We start from the raw sequence: 17,066 nt of genomic DNA on the forward strand, positions 1-17,066 counted from the left end.
GGATGATCGGTCATGCGGCGCCTCACAGGGGGACGTTGTCGTGCTTCTTGGTGGGCGTGTGGCGCGAGTCGCGCTTGTCGGCCAGGGCGGCCAGAGAGTCGACGATGACGGTGCGGGTGTCCTCCGGGGCGATCACGGCGTCGATCTCACCGATGGCGACGGCCCTGTCGGGGTTGATGACCGCGCGGGTGTACTCCTGGGTGAGGCGCTCCCGCTCGGCGGCCTCGGCCCGCTCGCCGCGCTCGTCGCGCACGGCCTTCAGGTCGCGGCGGTGGATGATCCCCACGGCGCCCGCGGCGCCCAGGACGGCGATCTCGGCGCCGGGCCAGCAGAAGTTGAAGTCCGCCCCGATGGCCTTGGAGCCCATGACGATGTAGGCGCCGCCGTACGCCTTGCGCAGGATGACGGTCACCAGGGGGACGGTGGCGGTGGCGTAGGCGTTGATGACCTTGGCGCCGCGGCGGATGATGCCGGCGTGCTCCTGCTGCGCCCCGGGACGGTATCCGGGCACATCGACGAAGGTGACCACCGGCAGGCCGAAGGCGTCGCAGAAGCGCACGAAGCGGGCCAGCTTCTCCGAGGCGTCCACGTCCAGCGTGCCGGCGTCGTGAAGAGGCTGGTTGGCCACGATGCCGACCGGGCGGCCCTCGAAGCAGGCGAAGCCGATGACCACGTTGGGGGCGAAGTCCTCCTGGACCTGCACGAGCTCGCCGTGGTCGACCAGGGCGGCGACCACCTCGGCGACGTCGTAGGCCTGACGGGAGGAGGCCGGCACCAGGGAGCCGACCCGGGCCGCCGCGGAGGCGTCGGTGGTGCGGGCGGTCGTGTCGTAGTCGTAGCGAGGGGCGTCCTGGTCGGCCGAGGAGGGCAGGTAGGCCAGGAGTGTGCGGACCTGGTCCAGGGCGTCGGCCTCGTCCTCGGCGACGTAGTGCACGACGCCGGAGACCCGGCCGTGGATCCGGGCGCCGCCGAGCTCCTCGGCGCTGATGCTCTCCCCCGTGACGGCGCGCACCACGTCGGGGCCGGTGACGAACATGTGGGAGGCCTCGCGGGTGGCGATGACGAAGTCCGTCAGGGCCGGGCTGTAGACGGCCCCGCCCGCGCAGGGGCCGAGGATGACGCTGATCTGGGGCACCAGTCCGGAGGCGGCGCAGGTGCGGTTGAAGATGCGCCCGTACTGGCGCAGCGCCCCCACGCCCTCCTGGATCTTGGCGCCGCCGGAGTCGATCAGGCCGATCACCGGGATGCGCAGGCGCAGGGCGTCGTCGAGCAGCCGGACGATCTTGTCGCCCTCGATGGTGCCCAGGGCCCCGCCGGAGACGGAGAAGTCCTGGGAGTAGACGGCCACCTGGCGCCCGTCGATCTGGCCGAACCCGGTGACGACACCCGAGGGGCGGGCGTCCTTTCCGGCGCCGGAGCCGGTGTAGCGGCCGATCTCGAGGAAGGTGCCGGAGTCCAGCAGCGCGTCGATGCGCTCGCGGGCGGTCTGCTTGCCCTTGGCGTGCTGGCGGGCGACGGCGCGGTCCTCGGCCTCGGTGTCGACTCGCGCGATGTGCTCGCGGAAGGCCGTCGTGGCCGCCGAGTCCGCGATCGTGCGGGCCTGCGAGCCGGCGTCGGGACCGGCGCCGGTAGCGGGTGCGCCGGGGGCGGGCGTGGTGGGCCTGGAAGAGGTGTCGGTCACGGCTCAGGCCTCCTGCTGGGTCGGGTGCTGGGCGGGCTCGGCAGGCTCCGCGGCCTGCCCGGCGGTGCTCCTCATGCGCACGAGGACCTCGCCGGCCGAGACGGTGCGTCCGGCGCTGACGGGGATCTCGGCGACCGTGGCGTCCGCGGGAGCGTGGACGTAGTTCTCCATCTTCATGGACTCCAGGACGACGAGGAGCTCGCCGGCGTGGACCCGCTGACCCGGCTCGACGCAGATGCGGGTGACGATCGCCTGCATGGGGGCGGGGATGACCGTGGGGTCGGCGGCGGTCGGCTCCGCGGTCTCCCGCGCGCCCGACCGGGCGCTGGCGCGTCCGCGCAGCGGCTGCTGGGTCAGGCGCCGGCTGGGCGCACCCGGGTAGCCCACCCCGAGGCGGGGGCCGTGGCCCCCCAGGATGCCGTCGGGGATCGTCAGCTGCACGCGCCGGCCGTTGAGCTCGATGACGTAGGAGGAGCGGGTGCGGCGGTTCTCCGGCACGGGATCGGCCCCGGCCTGCGCGGAGGTCGGATCAACGAGGTCGGGCAGGACGTCGGTCTCGAGCCAGCGCGTGGTCACGCCGAGCAGCCCCTCGGCGGTGGGCTCGGTCATCTCGGGGCGGGTCAGAACATGGGCGTGCAGGGACGTGCACACGGTGACGCCCTCGACGACCGTCTCGCTCAGGGCGCGCCGTGCACGGCGGATGGCCTGGTCGCGGGTGGCGCCGGTGACGACGATCTTGGCGAGCATGGGGTCGAACATGGGGGTGACGACGTCGCCCTCGACCACGCCGGACTCGATGCGGATGCCCGGTCCGGCCGGCCAGCGCAGTCGGGTGATGGCGCCTGTGGACGGGGCCAGGCCGCGGGCGGGGTCCTCGCAGGTGATGCGCAGCTCGATGGAGTGGCCGCGGGGGGCGGGGACGGGCCCCAGGCGCCCGCCGGCCGCGATGCGCAGCTGGACCTCGACCAGGTCGATGCCGGTGACCTCCTCCGAGACGCAGTGCTCGACCTGCAGGCGGGGGTTGACCTCGAGGAACCACAGGTCCCCGGCGGGGGTCAGCAGGAACTCGCAGGTGGCGACCCCGACGTAGTCAACGGCTTCGAGCAGACGGTGGGAGGCCTCGACGAGCCGGTCGCCCAGGCCCTCGGGCAGCCAGGGGGCGGGCGCCTCCTCAAGGAGCTTCTGGTTGCGGCGCTGCAGGCTGCAGTCGCGGGTGGACACGACGGCGAACGTTCCGTGGCCGTCGCGGGCGCACTGGGTCTCCACGTGCCGCGCGGCCGGGATGAACTTCTCGAGGATCAGGGTGCAGCCACCGGCGGTGGCGGACTCGAAGGCCGGCGTGGTGCGGGCCTCCTCGTCCGAGCTCAGCACGGTGATGCCGCGCCCGCCGCCGCCGTCGGTCCGTTTCAGCGCCACGGGGTAGCCGTGGACTGCCGCGAAGGAGATGACGGTCTCGGCGTCGGTGACCGGTTCGGTGATGCCGGGGACGGGGGCGACTCCGGTGCGCTCGGCGGTGGCACGGGCGCTCATCTTGTCGCCCAGGGCCCGCATGGCCGACGGCGAGGGGCCCACCCAGGCGATGCCGGCGTCGGCGACCGCCTGAGCGAAGGCGTCGTCCTCGGACAGGAAGCCGTAACCGGGGTGAACTGCGTCGGCGCCGGTGGCCCGGGCCATGTCCAGGACGGCCTCGGTGTCGGTGTACGAAGAGCCCTCGGGCAGGGCGTGGGCCTCGTCCGCGAGCTCGGCCGCCGGGCTCATCAGGTCCTCAGGGGCATAAGGGAGGATGGATGTGCCGCCCAGATCCCGGACGGTGCGCACCACGCGCAGGGCGATCTCACCGCGGTTGGCGATGAGGATGCGGTTGAGTGTCCGCCTGGTCACCAGTGTGCTCCTCGCGTCGGGCAGCCGCTCGCGTGAGCCGCGAGCCCGGACGGGGCGGGCGACTCATATCCGAGACGACGTGCTCAGTGGATCTTGTGCGGGGGGAAGACCCCGCAAGTGGATCGCCTGTTCCTACAAGAAAATCGGTCCGAGCGACTCACGGAGCCACGGTATGACGCCGAACCACTATCGCAGCATTGTGGATATCTCACAAAGACACGCGGTTACGTTGAATCGGCCGGCGCCAGCGCCCGGGAGCAGCGCCATCGCGCGCACCGCACACCCAGAACGAGACCGAGGCCATCCCGGCGTATCGCCGCGGACAGGTCGCCCGAAGGCCGATATTTTCGGCTGGCCGAAATTGTGGTCGAACTCGGTCCTGAACACTGCTACGGTAGATGTCATGTGTCCAAGGTCATAGTAGCCGCTCCCGTCCATGCCGACTCCCGAAGGCCCTTGATGTCGCCAGAGCCGCGCAGCGTCGCGCGAAGTCTCCTGCCGGGTGCCGCCGCCGTGCTCGCACCGGCGGCGGTGTTCGTCGTCTCACTGTCGGTGGGGCGCTACCCGGTCAGCCTCGACTCGCTGTGGTCCTCCGCCGTTACCTGGGCAAGCGGCCAGGAGATGAGCCGCGCGGACATCGCCCTGATGACAGTCAGGATGCCGCGCCTGTGCCTGGCCCTCATGGTGGGCGCCGCGCTGTCCGCCTCGGGCACCGCCTTCCAGGGGCTCTTCCGCAACCCGGTGGTCTCCCCCGACCTGCTCGGCGCCTCCTCCGGCGCGTCCTTCGGCGCGGCCCTGGCCATCCTCCTGGGACTGTCGGGGCCTCTCATCCAGGCCCTCTCGTTCGCCACCGGACTGGTCGCGGTGCTCCTGGTCGCCACCCTGGCGGCCCTGGTGGACCGGCGCACCAGCGGCATTGTCACCATGATCCTGTGCGGCATGCTCGTTTCCAGCGTCTTCAACGCGGCCGTCTCACTAATCAAGTTCGTCGCGGACACGGACACCAAGCTCCCTGCGATCACCTACTGGCTCATGGGGTCGCTCGCGGGGACCAGGGTCGACGGCCTGTCGACCATCTGGGTCTTCGCGCCGGTGTGCCTGCTGCTGTACGCGCTGAGCTGGAAGCTCAACGTCCTGGCCATGGGTGACGAGGAGGCGCGCATGCTCGGGGTCAACGTCCGCCTGTACCGGTGGCTCACTATCGCCTGCGCCACCCTGCTGACCTCGACCTCGGTGTCGGTCAGCGGCAACATCGGCTGGATCGGCCTGGTCGTGCCCCACCTCGCGCGAAAGCTGGTGGGGCCCGACCACGTGCGCCTCATGTGGGCGTCGATGTCAATCGGGGCGGCCTTCCTCCTGCTGGTCGACACCATCGCCCGACTCGCCTCCACGGTCGAGATCCCTCTGGGCATTATCACCGCCTTCATCGGCGCGCCGTTCTTCTTCATCCTCATCCTCCGCTCACGCCGAGGGTTCCTCCAGTGATCGACATCAGCTCCCTGGTGTGCGGGTAGCCGGGCGCGCCTCCGGTCGTCGGGCCCCTGACCCTCACGGTCCCAGAACGCGGCATCACCTGCCTGCTCGGTCCCAACGGCGTGGGCAAGACAACCTTGTTCAAGACGCTTCTCGGACTGCTGGCGCCGGTGTCGGGATCCTTCACCCTGGGCGGCCGACCGCTGGGCACCTACTCGGTCAAGGAGCTCGCCCGCACCGTCGCCTACGTCCCCCAGGGCCACGTCCCCGCCTTCCCCTACCACGTGCGCGACGTCGTCGTCATGGGGTGCAACCCCTCCATGGGCGAGCTGGCCCGACCGGGGCCCGAGGAGCTCGCCGTCGCTCAGGAGCAGCTCGAGCGCCTCGGAGTCTCCCACCTCGCCTCACGGCCCTATACGGAGATCTCCGGCGGCGAGCGACAGCTCGTCATGATCGCCCGCGCCCTGGCGCAGCGCGCGCCCCTGCTGGTCCTGGACGAGCCAACCGCCCACCTCGACATCGGCAACGAGGTGCGCGTCATGTCGCACGTGCGAGCCCTGGCCGACGACGGCTGGACCGTCCTCATGGTCAGCCACGCGCCCAACCATGCCTTCCTCTACGCCGACGAGGTCGTCGTCCTGGGAGATGACTGTGCCTGACCGGGCGCCCGAGCGAGGTGCTGACCGAGAAGAACCTCACCGCCGTCTACGGGGTGGACCTTCAGGTCGCCCCCGTCCCCCTGCGCTCCGCACGCGGCACCGTGCCGGTCGCCGTACCGGTCATCAAGACCACATCCCATTCCCCGCGCACAAAGGAGTGACCATGCCCATACCCTCCAGGCCCTCCATACCCTCCATACCCTCCAGGCCGCGTGGAAAACCGGCCTTCGACGTACTGAGAAGACTGCTTGCGCTTATGGCGGTGGCCGTGCTGGCCCTGGCTGGCTGCGCCCACTCCACCACCGCCGGCCCCGAGACGTCGGCGTCGGCTGAGTCCGCCACTGTGAGCTTCACCGACTCCACCGGCCGTCAGGTCGAGCTCCCCCAGGAGATCACCCGAGTCGCCCCGGCGAGCCCGCCGGCTGACATTATGCTGTTCCCTGTCGCCGCCGAGCAGATGGTCGGCTGGTCCAACAAGCCCGATGACTCCGCCGCGAAGTACATCGACCAGAAGTACCTCGACCTGCCGGAGCTCGGGAAGATCGATGCGGCCCCGGCAGACTTCGCCAGGGAGGCGGTGCTGGCCTCCGACCCCCAGGTGATCGTGGACGTCGGCCAGTGGGACGAGGAGTACAAGGGCAAGCTCGACTCTCTCCAGGAGGACCTCGGCATTCCCGTCATCCTCATCGACGGCGCGCTGGACGTCTCCGGCGACGCCTTCCGGCTCCTGGGCCAGGCCCTGGGCAAGACCGACCTGGGCGAGCAGCTGGGCGCCTACGCCGACGGCGTCATCAGCGACGTCCGGGCCAAGGCGGCCGGCATCGCGCAGGACAAGCGATTGAGCGTCTACTACGGCGAGGGCAAGGACGGCCTGAGCACCATCATCGCCGGTTCCATCCACGCCCAGGTCTTCGACATGGTAGGGGCCGAGCTGATCGCGGGCAAGGACTCGCTCCAGGAGGAGAAGAGGGGCGGCGGCACGGTCTCGCTGGAGACCGTCCTCGACAAGAATCCGGACGTCATCGTCTTCGGTCCCGACTCGATCGGCTCGACGGTCGCCGAGGACGCCTCCTGGGCCTCGCTCGACGCCGTGAAGAGCAGGCGCTACTACACGGTCGCGGGCGCCCCCTACAACTGGATCGGCCGACCTCCGGGCCCCAACCGTCTTCTGGGCCTCCAGTGGCTCGGCAGCGTGCTGTACCCGCAGACCTTCACCTACGACATGGTCGCCAAGACCAAGGAGTTCTACTCCCTGCTCTACCGCTGCGACCTGACCGACAGCGAGGCCGAGAGGCTCCTGAGTCAGCCTCGTTCATCCTCGTCCGCTCATGGATGAGGAGCCCATCGTGCCCGGCGCGCGCCGCGGACGGCTGTCCAGGGCCGCAGGAGACGCCACGACCGGTCCGTGGGGGCTCTACGACGACCTGATCGCCGGCATACCGGACAGCCCCCGGGTCCGGCGCTTCGAGGTGATGTCGGCATGGGTCTACGTGATCAGCGACGATGGCGGGCTGGGACTGTCCAGCCAGTACGGCGGTCGGAGTCGACCGCCCCTGCACGACGGCGCGCTCGACGGCATGCCCCTGCGGGAGGCCGCCGGCCTGGTCCGCAGCTGGAACCTCGTAGAGGCGGCCCTCGGCGCTGCGGCAATCAACGCCTGGTACAACCGCGCCGACCGGGTCGATGCTGTTGGCTGGGACGTGACCGCCCCGGGAGCGGATCCGACGGCCTTCGCGGCGCACGCCGGTGAGGTCCGCGGCAGGCGCGTCGCCGTCGTCGGCCACTTCCCCGGCGTGGAGACCGCCCTGGGCGGTGCGCGCAGGCTCAGCATCCTGGAGCGCGCGCCGCGAGAGGGGGACTTCCCCGACACTGCGGCCGAGTACATCCTGCCCGAGCAGGACGTCGTCTTCATCACCGGAGCGGCGCTGGCCAACAAGTCCCTCCCCCGGCTGCTCGCCCTGTGCCGCGGGGCGCGAACGCTCGTGGTCGGGCCGAGCACCCCGCTGACCCCGATCATGTTCGCGCACGGCGCCGACTGCCTGTCGGGACTCGTGCCCGGCGCTCCGCACGAGATCATCCCGGCACTGGGTGCGGGCGGCAAGGGGCGGCCGCGCGCCGGCAGGATGGTCAACCTGGTGCCCCACGGGGCCCCGCGGTCACGCCCGTGACGAGTCAGCAGCCGCCGGCGGCGAGGTCGCGCAGACTGGTGATGGCGGCCAGGGCGTCGTCGGCCCGGTAGACGGCCGAGCCTGCGACGAAGACGTCGGCCCCGGCCTCGGCGGCCCGCTCAATGGTCTGCGCCGTGACCCCGCCGTCGATCTGGATGCGCAGCTCCAGGCCCTCCGCACTCACCAGGCGCCGGGCCCGCGCGATCTTGGGCAGCATGGCCTCGATGAAGGACTGGCCGCCGAAGCCGGGCTCGACGGTCATGAGCAGCAGCAGGTCGATCCGCCCCAGGACGGACTCGACCGCCGACAGGGGCGTGGCCGGGCGCAGCGCGAGACCGGCGCCGGCTCCGAGGCGGTGCAGCTCGGCGACCAGGCGGAAGGGCGCCGCTGTGGCCTCGACGTGGGCGGTCACCACCGCGCACCCGATCTCGGCGTACTGGGGCGCCCACCGGTCGGCCTGCTCGATCATGAGGTGGGCGTCCACCGGCAGGTCCGTGTTCGCCACGACGGTCTGGACGAAGGAGGGCCCGCCGAAGTGGTTGGGCACGAAGTGGTTGTCCATGACGTCCACGTGCAGGCCGTCAGCGCCCGCGATGCGCGCGAGCTCGTCGGCCAGGTGCGCCTGGTCTGCATTGAGGATGGAGGGGTGAATAGCGGGGGTGGTCATGACGGCCTCCTGGGGCTGACGGAACGGACGGTGCGGCGCGGCCTAAACGTCCCGCCGCAGCAGCGCGCAGAACATGGCGTCGGTGTCGTCGGCGTGCGGCCACAGCTGGAGCATCTGCCGGTCGGCCCCGGCGGGCGGACGCGGCGCGGTGCGGGCGGCGATGTCGCCGGCGTGGAGGACCTCGACCCGGCCGCCGCTCCGATGAAGCTGCCTGAGCACATCGCGCACGACGTACTCGGTCTCCAGGACGTGCGGCGAGCACGTCGCGTAGGCCACCACTCCCCCGGGCCGCACGGCCGTCAGCGCGCCGGCGAGCAGCTCGCGCTGCAGGGCGGCGAGCTCGGAGACGTCCTTGGGACTCCGCCGCCACCGGGCCTCGGGGCGTCGGCGCAGGGAACCGAGCCCCGTGCAGGGGGCGTCCACGAGGACCCGGTCGTAGCGGCCCGGCTCGTCCCGGCCCAGGCTCCGGCCGTCGCCGCAGCGGACCTCGACCGCGCCGGGGGGCAGGGCGCGCACGGAGGCCTCGACCAGCCGCGCCCGGTGCGGGGCGATCTCGTTGGCCGTCAGGTGGGCGCCGCGCCCGGCCGCGCAGGCGCCGAGCAGCGCGGCCTTGCCGCCCGGCCCGGCGCACAGGTCGAGCCAGCGCTCGTCGCGCCCCTCGACCGGGGCCTCGGCGACCATGAGGGCGACCAGCTGGCTGCCCTCGTCCTCGACACCGGCCCGCGAGTCGCGCACGGCGCGGATCCGGCCGGGGTCTCCCCCGGCCAGGACGACGGCGCAGGGGCTCACGTCGCCGGGGCACGGCTCCTGGCGGGTGGCGGCCTCGGCCTCACCGGCGAGGCGCTCGGGGGCGATGAGCCCGGGGCGGGCGCACAGCACCACCTTCGGCTCGGCGTTGTCGGCCTGCAGCAGCGCCTCCAGCTCGTCCTCGGAACGGCCGTTGGCCAGCAGCGCCTGGCGCATGGCCTTGACCACCCACACCGGGTGGGACTCGACGGCAGCCAGCGCCTCCACCCCGTCGGACGCCTCGGCCCGCAGCACGGCCAGCCAGGCGTCGAGATCGCGCTCGGAGACGCGTCGCAGGACGGCGTTGACGAAGGTCGCGGCGCCGCGTCCCGCGGCGTACGCGGCCAGGTCCACCGTGGCCGAGACGGCGGCGTGGCCGGGCACGCGCATGCCGAGCAGCTGGTGGCTCCCCAGCCTGAGCACGTCGAGCACGACGGCGTCCATGCGGGACACGGGGCGGTCCGAGCAGTGGGCGATGATAGCGTCGTAGCGGCCTCGGAGCCGCAGGGCGCCGTAGGTCAGGGCCGTGGCGAAGCCGGCGTCGCGCCGGCCCAAGCGGGCCCTCTCCAGGAGCCCGGGCAGGATCAGGTTGGCGTAGGCGTCGTCCTGGCGGACCTTGGTGAGGGCCTGCAGGCTGACGAGCCGGGGGCCATCGACCCGCGGGTCCCGGGAGTCGCCGTGCTGCCGGCTGCGACGATCGGAGGAGCGGCCGCGATGGTGATAGCCCCCGCGCTGTCCGCCGGCGCGGGTCCCGCGCGCCGTCATGACAGCCTCTCCCCTCGCGCACCGAGAGCGGCTCCCGCTGGCGGGCGGGCGCCGCGCGTCCAGGCGTCCGCCGGCATCCACTTCCTTCCGGCGGGAGCGACCTCGCCCAGCCGCACGGCGCAGGTGCCGGTGCCGACGAGCACCTCGTGCCTGGCGACCCGGATCCGCCCGGGCGGAAGATCGGTGACCTCGGGGGCGAGCACGACCGGTCCGAGTCGGAGGCGGGCGCCGTCGTAGAGGGTGCGGGCGCCCGGGGCGGGCGTCACCCCGCGTACGCGGCGGTCGATGACGCGGGCCGGATCGGTCCAGCGGATCTCGCCGTCGGCGGGCGTGAGCGCGGGCGCCAGGGTGACGCCCTCCTCCGCCTGCGGCTCGGGGGCGGCCGTGCCGCGGGCGATGGCGCGCAGGACGTCGAGGACCAGGGGGGCGCCGGCGTCGGCGAGGCGGGCCAGAAGATCTCCCGCGGTGTCGGTGGAGCGGATGGTCTCGGTCAGCCGTGCATAGACCGGACCGGTGTCCAGGCCCTCCTCGAGGCCGAAGACGCAGGCTCCGGTGACGGCGTCGCCGGCGATGAGGGCGTGCTGGACGGGGGCGGCGCCGCGCCAGGCGGGCAGGAGCGAGAAGTGGAGGTTGAGCCAGCCGTGCTCGGGCGCCTCCAGGAGCGGCGGCGGGACGAGGCGCCCGTAGGCGACGACGACGGCGACCCCGGCGTTCAGGTCCCGCACCCAGGTCCGGGTGTCCCCATCCTTCAGGGTGGCGGGCGTGCGCGTGTCGAGGCCTGCGGCGCGGGCGAGTGCCGCCACGGGTGAGGGGCGCAGGACACGTCCGCGACCCTTGCGGGCGTCGGCGCGGGTGAGGACGCCGACGACCTCGTGCTCGGGGTCGTTCATGAGGGCCCGGAGGGTGGGCAGGGCCACCCCGGGGGTGCCGGCGAAGAGAACGCGCATGGGTGACAGTCTACGGGGCAGTCGCAGTGCTCTCGGCGCGCTCAGCGCTCCTGTGCCGCCGCGGAGGCAGAAGGCCCGCGTCGGCCAGCGCGGCGCGCAGGGCGCCGGCCCCGGTGAAGAGGTGCGTGCGCAGGCCGACGCTCCTGGCACCGTCGATGTTGGCCGGGGAGTCATCGACGAAGAGGGTGCGTGCGGGGTCGAGGCCGTAGCGAGTCAGCAGGATCCGGTAGAGTGCCGGGTCGGGCTTGACCAGGTGCTCGGCCCCAGAGACGACGACGCCGTGGAAGCGCGCGAGCTGGGGCATAAGACGCCGGGAGGCGGCGAAGAGAACGTCATTGAAGTTGGTCAGGGCGTACAGGGGCGCTCCCGCGGCGAGGAGATCGTCGACGAGGGGCGCCATGCCGGGCACCGGACCGGTGAGCGAGTCCTCGAAGTGGTCCCAGTACAGGCGCTGAATGCGCTCCCACTCGGGGCGGTCGGGGTGAGCAGCGACCAGGTCGGCGAGGATGTCGCCGAGGGGCTCACCGGCATCGGCGCGGGCGTTGAGGGAGCCGAAGTCGGCGTCCGCGCAGAACTCGTGCCACAGCGCCGTGGGCACACGACCCGCGACGGCGCCGATGGCCTCCCAGGCGTACAGGACGTTGCCCACGTCCAGGACGACGGCGGTGACCGGTCGGAGCGGGACCCGCTCGGGCGAGTCCACCGAGTCGGTGGAGTCGGTCGGTAAGTCTGCTGAGTCCATGACCGGACGATCTCAGCCCCGTACAGTGCCGGGCAAGCCGGCCAGGACGGTGCTCGCGTAGCAGTCGAAGATGGTGCGTGCGTACCAGTTTCGCCCGGACACGGCTCTTCCGGGACCGCTCGGGGCGACGTCGAGATTGGCGGATCGCACAACTAGACGGCATCGCGCTGCCGTGCGCACTCCTCGCGTGGTCACAGTGAATCGTTGGGAGATCAAGAGACGGTGGCGGTCCTTGCCGCCCCGCGACAACAGGAGTGTTGAGGGTCACAACAAAGATGAGGCGGTTTGCGGGAGCGGCTTCCCCATCCCGACCAGAAGTAGTACGCTCGTACCAGTCGAGCGGGGACGTGATCCGTGCCACCGCGCGTCTTCTGTTTTCCACGGCACAGGGCTGTGCCAGAGAGGGAGCGATGACACTGATGCTGTCGCCCATCGGCTCCGGAGCCGGGGAGCCCCGGCGGATCGCTGCGCCGTCCCGAAGCCGCGGCACCCCGGTTCGCGCCGAGAGCCCGGAGGGTTCGCAGAGCGCCGGCCGCCTCCTCGGCGGTACAGTCGCCCTCTAACGCCCTCTAACCGTTCACTTTCGCCAACTATTCGCTGATGTAGGAGTTGTTGTGGGTCATTTGTTGTCTGGTCGTCATTTTCTGAGGGAGCTGGACTTCTCTGCTGAGGAGTGGGGGTCGTTGCTGGATCTGGCTGGGGAGCTGAAGGCGGCGAAGCGGTCTGGTTGTGAGGTGCGGCGTCTGGTGGGGCGGAATATCGCTCTGGTCTTTGAGAAGACCTCGACGCGGACGCGGTGCTCGTTCGAGGTGGCGGCCTATGACCAGGGGGCGCGGGTGACGTACCTGGACCCGTCGGGCTCCCAGCTGGGGCACAAGGAGTCGGTGGCGGACACGGCGCGGGTGCTGGGCCGGTTCTATGACGGGATCGAGTTCCGGGGCAGCCGGCAGGAGCACGTCGAGACGCTGGCGGAGCTGTCGGGGGTGCCGGTGTGGAACGGTCTGACCGACCAGTGGCACCCCACGCAGATGCTGGCCGACCAGCTGACGATGCTGGAGCACTCGGGGGGCCGGCCGCTGGGGGAGGTGTCCCTGGCCTACCTGGGGGACGCTCGTAACAACGTGGCCCACTCCCTGCTGGTGTCGGGGGCGCTGATGGGCATGGACGTGCGCATGGTCTGCCCGGGCGAGCTGCGGCCCGAGGCGGGTGTGGTGGCCGCGGCCGAGGGCCTGGCCGCGGGCAGCGGCGGCCGGGTCACGGTCACCGAGGACCCGGCCGCGGGCGTGGAGGGGGTGGACTTCCTGTACACCGACGTGTGGGTCTCCATGGGCGAGCCCAAGGAGGTGTGGGACTCCCGGATCGGCCTGCTGCGCCCCTACCAGGTCAACGCGGCCCTGGTCCGGGCCACCGGCAACCCCGGCGTGAGGTTCCTGCACTGCCTGCCGGCCTTCCACGACCGGGGCACCGCGGTGGGGGCCGAGATCTACGACAGGACCGGCATGGAGGGCCTGGAGGTCACCGACGAGGTGTTCGAGTCCGAGGCCAGTATCGTCTTCGACCAGGCCGAGAACCGCATGCACACCATCAAGGCGGTCATGGTGGCCACCCTGGGGGACTGGGAGTGACGGTGACGCAGGCGAGACAGGCCGGACAGGCCCGGCAGGCCGGGCAGGCCGGGCAGGCCGGGGTGAGCGCGGTGAGCGGGGGGGAGAGCCGATGAGGATCGTCGCGGCGCTGGGCGGCAACGCCCTGCTGGAGCGCGGGCAGGTGCCCGACGCGGCCGTCCAGGTGGCCAACGTGCGCGCCGCCGCGGCGCGCCTGGCCGAGCTGGCGCAGGACCACGAGCTGGTCATCACCCACGGCAACGGCCCCCAGGTGGGGGTCCTGGCCCTGGAGTCGGCCGACGACCAGCGGCTGTCCGAGCCCTACCCCTTCGACACCCTGGGCGCCCAGACCCAGGGCATGATCGGCTACTGGCTGCTCCAGGCCATGCAGAACGCCCTGCCCGGGCGCCAGGTCGCCTCCATGGTCAACCAGACCCTGGTCCTGGCCGGCGACCCCGCCCTGGAGCACCCCACCAAGTTCGTCGGCGAGGTCTACACCAGGGACGAGGCCCAGGCCCTGGCCGCCACGCGCGGGTGGACCGTGCGCCCCGACGGCGAGCACTACCGGCGCGTGGTCGGCTCCCCCGCCCCCCAGCGCGTGATCGAGACCCGCCTGGTGCGCACCCTGCTCCAGGCCGGCGCCGTGGTCATCTGCGCCGGAGGCGGCGGCGTGCCCGTCATCCGCAACACCCACGGCAAGCTCCAGGGCATCGAGGCCGTCATCGACAAGGACCTCACCGCCGCCGTCCTGGCCGAGGACCTCGAGGCCGACGCCCTGCTCATCCTCACCGACGTCAACGGCGTCTACACCCACTACGGCACACCCCACGCCAAGCAGATCCCCCGCGCCACCCCCACCACCCTGCGCGCCCTCAACCCACCCGCAGGATCCATGGGACCCAAGGTCGAGGCCGTCTGCCGCTTCGTCGAGCTCACCGGAGACATGGCCGCCATCGGCCGCCTCCACGACGCCACCCACATCATCCAAGGCACCGCCGGCACCATCATCACCCCCGGCGGCAGCTACGGAAACCCCAACGACCTCCAACCACCCCAGCCGGCGGCCGGCGGGCCCGAACGGGCCTGAGAACGTCAACGTACCGGCCCGATCAAGGAGGTGGTCCACCGCACCAAGTCATGACGGCGCCCTCTCGCCGTCGCTGCCGCACTATCAGCCCAACCATCGGCCCTGCTGAGGGCCTGTTCGCAATGCACAAGGAAGTGACATAACACATGACGAAGATCGTCAACTCCTGGAACGACTTCGACCCGCTCAAGCACGTGATCGTGGGGCGTGCGGACTTCTCGGTCATCCCGCCGGAGGAGCCCGCCACCTCGGAGAAGGTGCCGATCGACTCCGAGATGCGCGGCATGTGGGGGCCTCGCCCCACCGCGACCGTCGAGGCGGCCAACGAGCAGCTGGACAACTACGTCAAGATCCTTGAGGGTCTGGGCGTCAAGGTGGACCGTCCCACGCCGCTGCAGTGGAACCAGGCCATCCAGACCCCGGACTTCCGCACGGAGTCGGGTTTCACCCAGATGCCTCCTCGCGACATCCTGCTCACCATCGGTGAGGAGATCATGTCCTCGGCGAACTCCTTCCGCTGCCGCTACTTCGAGTACCTGGCCTACTGGCCGCTGATGAACCAGTACTTCGAGGAGGACCCGGAGTTCAAGTGGACCCAGGCCCCCCGGCCGCGCCTGACCGACAAGTCCTACAAGCACAACTACTACGACGAGAAGATCTCCATCGAGGAGCGTCTGGAGCGCACGGCCGCCAAGGACTTCGTGACCACCGAGGTCGAGCCCATGTGGGACGCCGCCGACGTCATGCGGGTGGGCAAGGACCTGTTCATCCAGCACGGCCTGACCACCAACCGGAAGGCCATGGAGTGGTTCAAGCGGTACTACCCCGACTTCCGCGTCCACGCCGTCAACTTCCCGGGCGACCCCTACCCGATCCACATCGACGCGACCTTCGTGCCGCTGCGGCCGGGCCTGATCATCAACAACCCGCACCGTCACCTGCCTGAGGAGCAGCGCAAGATCTTCGAGGCCAACGACTGGCAGATCGTTGACGCCGCGCCGCCGGCTCACACCACGCCGCCGCCGCTGTGCTACTCCTCGGTGTGGCTGTCCATGAACTGCCTGGTGATCGACCACAAGACCGTGTGCGTCGAGGCCAGCGAGGTCCACCAGATGGAGCAGATGGACAAGCTGGGAATGAACGTCATCCCCGTGCCCTTCCGCGACGCCTACGCCTTCGGCGGCGGCCTGCACTGCGCGACCGCGGACGTCTACCGCGAGGGCACCTGCGAGGACTACTTCCCCAACCAGGTCGACGACCCGACCCTGGTCTGAGCCAAGGGACGAACGGCGGGGGCAGCCCACATCCAGAACGCCGCCCCCGCCGCTCGGAGCGCCCAAGCGTCGAACGACAGGAGAATGAAGCAGCCGTCCCCGCTCATTTGTTCTAGTTCTTTGAGTGCATCCATGGCCGTCCGCAGGACGCGGGCCGGTTCTGCGATGAAACTTCAGAAACACTTTGACTGAATACCTATCTATGTACCGCAAAGGAGCGGAAGTTGGATACAGCAGCCCGCGCAAAGCTCAAAGGCTTCGGACTCATGTTCTTGTCATCGAGCCTCATGGGCGGAATTGGGGCGTTCGCCCGCTACATTGACGCCCCCGGAGACTTCATCTCCTTCTTCCGCAGCTTCAGCGGACTGATCGGCATGTCGCTGTTCTTCCTCCTCGTAGGAGGGTTCGCCAAGGTCAGGGCGACCAGGTTCACCCCGTCAATCTTTTTCTCCGGACTCTTCCTCGGGCTGCTGTCCGCCCTCTATGTCATCTCCACCCAGTACACCACCCTCGCCAACGCCTCATTCCTCATCTACACCGGGCCAGTTTATTCCACCATCCTGGCGACAATATTCCTCAAAGAGCCATTCAGGCCCGCGATGATAGGCTCGCTGGGGGCCGTGGTGGTCGGAACCCTTCTGATCGTCCAGATCATATCAGGCGCGGGATTCAAGCTCGATCTTGATCCCAAGTACGCCTTCGGGAACATTATCGGCCTGCTCTCCGGCGTGGCCTACGGTCTCTACCTCTTCGCTTCGCGCTACCGAACGGACTGCGATTCCAATGTCCGGGCCTGGTACAATTTCCTCTTCGCCGTGGTCACCATCGGAGTCATGGTCGCCGTGCGCTGGCCGCAGCTCACCTACGTGGTTCGTGAGAAGGTTGACGGCGTCCCCACGGCCAAGCTTGACGAATCCGGAAACACCGTGACCGCCCCATGGGACCTGTTCAGCATGGACGCGCGCACCTGGGCGGTGCTCATCGTCGCCGCCCTGGTGACCGGGTTCGGAGCCTTCTACTTCCTCACCCTGGCAAGCAAGATCCTTCTTGCGGGCGAGCTGGCAACCATCTCCTACCAGGAGACCATCATGGCCTCATTGCTGGGCCTCGCCTTCTTCCGGGAGCATCTGTCAGGGATGCAGATGCTGGGCGGGCTGCTTATCATCAGCGGTGGCGTCTCCCAGGTATACTTCTCCACACGGGGGAAGAAGAGCAGGACTGACAAGATCAGACCAGAACCAGGGCAGAAGGAGGTCTCCCGGCCCCAGTAGCAGCATCCTGAGCGGACAGTCAGGCACCACAGCACGCAGGCGCACCCACGAAAGGGGTCCA

At 70.5% G+C, this 17,066-nt stretch carries 15 protein-coding genes; 9 read left to right on the forward strand and 6 right to left on the reverse strand.

What is annotated here, in order from left to right; all coding sequences use genetic code 11:
* Nucleotides 1–22 precede the first annotated feature (22 nt).
* Together O145_RS03040 and O145_RS03045 are read right to left on the reverse strand one after the other, a co-directional pair.
* Nucleotides 23–1,681 (reverse strand): acyl-CoA carboxylase subunit beta, encoded by a 1,659-nt coding sequence (locus O145_RS03040; RefSeq protein ID WP_043559579.1) that lies wholly within the window; start codon nucleotides 1,679–1,681, stop codon nucleotides 23–25.
* 3 nt (nucleotides 1,682–1,684) lie between these two features.
* A complete protein-coding gene (locus tag O145_RS03045) occupies nucleotides 1,685–3,562 on the reverse strand; it encodes an acetyl/propionyl/methylcrotonyl-CoA carboxylase subunit alpha (protein WP_052374589.1) in 1,878 nt (625 codons plus the stop codon).
* Between the two features lie 459 nt (nucleotides 3,563–4,021).
* Between O145_RS03045 and O145_RS03050 the strand changes: the two genes are divergently transcribed.
* Genes O145_RS03050 through O145_RS03065 form a run of 5 tightly spaced genes read left to right on the forward strand, consistent with a single transcriptional unit; the run spans nucleotide 4,022 to nucleotide 7,862 of the window.
* On the forward strand, nucleotides 4,022–5,047 hold the full coding sequence (locus O145_RS03050; protein WP_043559581.1) for a FecCD family ABC transporter permease: 1,026 nt from the start codon (nucleotides 4,022–4,024) through the stop codon (nucleotides 5,045–5,047).
* Nucleotides 5,048–5,103: 56 nt separating this feature from the next.
* Nucleotides 5,104–5,694, forward strand: coding sequence for an ABC transporter ATP-binding protein (locus O145_RS03055; protein WP_156966575.1), 591 nt, complete (start codon nucleotides 5,104–5,106; stop codon nucleotides 5,692–5,694).
* Nucleotides 5,695–5,711: 17 nt separating this feature from the next.
* A complete protein-coding gene (locus O145_RS17910; protein WP_156966576.1) occupies nucleotides 5,712–5,855 on the forward strand; it encodes a hypothetical protein in 144 nt (47 codons plus the stop codon).
* A 2-nt stretch (nucleotides 5,856–5,857) separates the two neighbouring features.
* A complete protein-coding gene (locus tag O145_RS03060) occupies nucleotides 5,858–7,030 on the forward strand; it encodes an ABC transporter substrate-binding protein (RefSeq protein WP_084682333.1) in 1,173 nt (390 codons plus the stop codon).
* Nucleotides 7,023–7,862 carry a DUF364 domain-containing protein gene (locus O145_RS03065; RefSeq protein ID WP_052374591.1) on the forward strand — a complete coding sequence of 280 codons (840 nt, stop codon included), beginning with the start codon at nucleotides 7,023–7,025 and terminating at the stop codon, nucleotides 7,860–7,862. Before O145_RS03060 ends, O145_RS03065 begins: the two co-directional genes overlap by 8 nt.
* A 4-nt stretch (nucleotides 7,863–7,866) precedes the next feature.
* On the opposite strand, the gene rpe is transcribed toward O145_RS03065, so the two are convergent.
* Genes rpe through O145_RS03085 form a run of 4 tightly spaced genes read right to left on the reverse strand, consistent with a single transcriptional unit; the run spans nucleotide 7,867 to nucleotide 11,769 of the window.
* The gene (rpe, locus tag O145_RS03070; protein WP_043559584.1) at nucleotides 7,867–8,529 is read right to left on the reverse strand and encodes a ribulose-phosphate 3-epimerase; all 663 of its coding nucleotides are present in this window, start codon (nucleotides 8,527–8,529) and stop codon (nucleotides 7,867–7,869) included.
* A gap of 42 nt (nucleotides 8,530–8,571) precedes the next feature.
* Complete coding sequence (locus O145_RS03075) at nucleotides 8,572–10,080, reverse strand: RsmB/NOP family class I SAM-dependent RNA methyltransferase (protein WP_052374606.1); 1,509 nt, start codon at nucleotides 10,078–10,080, stop codon at nucleotides 8,572–8,574.
* On the reverse strand, nucleotides 10,077–11,027 hold the full coding sequence (fmt, locus tag O145_RS03080; protein ID WP_043559587.1) for a methionyl-tRNA formyltransferase: 951 nt from the start codon (nucleotides 11,025–11,027) through the stop codon (nucleotides 10,077–10,079). The genes O145_RS03075 and fmt overlap by 4 nt, the downstream gene beginning before the upstream one ends.
* Nucleotides 11,028–11,037: 10 nt before the next feature.
* Entirely contained in the window at nucleotides 11,038–11,769 is a 732-nt protein-coding gene (locus O145_RS03085; protein WP_052374592.1) for an HAD family hydrolase, read from the reverse strand.
* Between the two features lie 614 nt (nucleotides 11,770–12,383).
* Between O145_RS03085 and argF the strand changes: the two genes are divergently transcribed.
* The 4 genes from argF to O145_RS03105 all read left to right on the forward strand — a co-directional run bounded on the left by argF (nucleotide 12,384) and on the right by O145_RS03105 (nucleotide 17,005).
* On the forward strand, nucleotides 12,384–13,394 hold the full coding sequence (gene argF / locus O145_RS03090) for an ornithine carbamoyltransferase (protein WP_043559591.1): 1,011 nt from the start codon (nucleotides 12,384–12,386) through the stop codon (nucleotides 13,392–13,394).
* Nucleotides 13,395–13,485: 91 nt separating this feature from the next.
* On the forward strand, nucleotides 13,486–14,460 hold the full coding sequence (locus tag O145_RS03095; RefSeq protein ID WP_043559595.1) for a carbamate kinase: 975 nt from the start codon (nucleotides 13,486–13,488) through the stop codon (nucleotides 14,458–14,460).
* A gap of 146 nt (nucleotides 14,461–14,606) precedes the next feature.
* Nucleotides 14,607–15,734 (forward strand): serine/threonine protein kinase, encoded by a 1,128-nt coding sequence (locus O145_RS03100; RefSeq protein WP_043559598.1) that lies wholly within the window; start codon nucleotides 14,607–14,609, stop codon nucleotides 15,732–15,734.
* A gap of 224 nt (nucleotides 15,735–15,958) precedes the next feature.
* Entirely contained in the window at nucleotides 15,959–17,005 is a 1,047-nt protein-coding gene (locus O145_RS03105; RefSeq protein WP_043559601.1) for a DMT family transporter, read from the forward strand.
* Nucleotides 17,006–17,066 lie beyond the last annotated feature (61 nt).

The organism is Actinomyces israelii DSM 43320 (assembly GCF_000711965.1).
Lineage (GTDB): Bacteria > Actinomycetota > Actinomycetes > Actinomycetales > Actinomycetaceae > Actinomyces > Actinomyces israelii.

What these genes read in the sequence shown, in the direction of transcription:
- O145_RS03050 (WP_043559581.1), top strand. Translation starts at nt 4,022, where the DNA reads ATGTCGCCAGAGCCGCGCAGCGTCGCGCGAAGTCTCCTGCCGGGTGCC.
- O145_RS03060 (WP_084682333.1), top strand. Translation starts at nt 5,858, where the DNA reads ATGCCCATACCCTCCAGGCCCTCCATACCCTCCATACCCTCCAGGCCG.
- O145_RS03065 (WP_052374591.1), top strand. Translation starts at nt 7,023, where the DNA reads ATGGATGAGGAGCCCATCGTGCCCGGCGCGCGCCGCGGACGGCTGTCC.
- rpe (WP_043559584.1), bottom strand. Translation starts at nt 8,529, where the DNA reads ATGACCACCCCCGCTATTCACCCCTCCATCCTCAATGCAGACCAGGCG.
- O145_RS03075 (WP_052374606.1), bottom strand. Translation starts at nt 10,080, where the DNA reads ATGACGGCGCGCGGGACCCGCGCCGGCGGACAGCGCGGGGGCTATCAC.
- fmt (WP_043559587.1), bottom strand. Translation starts at nt 11,027, where the DNA reads ATGCGCGTTCTCTTCGCCGGCACCCCCGGGGTGGCCCTGCCCACCCTC.
- O145_RS03085 (WP_052374592.1), bottom strand. Translation starts at nt 11,769, where the DNA reads ATGGACTCAGCAGACTTACCGACCGACTCCACCGACTCGGTGGACTCG.
- O145_RS03095 (WP_043559595.1), top strand. Translation starts at nt 13,486, where the DNA reads ATGAGGATCGTCGCGGCGCTGGGCGGCAACGCCCTGCTGGAGCGCGGG.
- O145_RS03100 (WP_043559598.1), top strand. Translation starts at nt 14,607, where the DNA reads ATGACGAAGATCGTCAACTCCTGGAACGACTTCGACCCGCTCAAGCAC.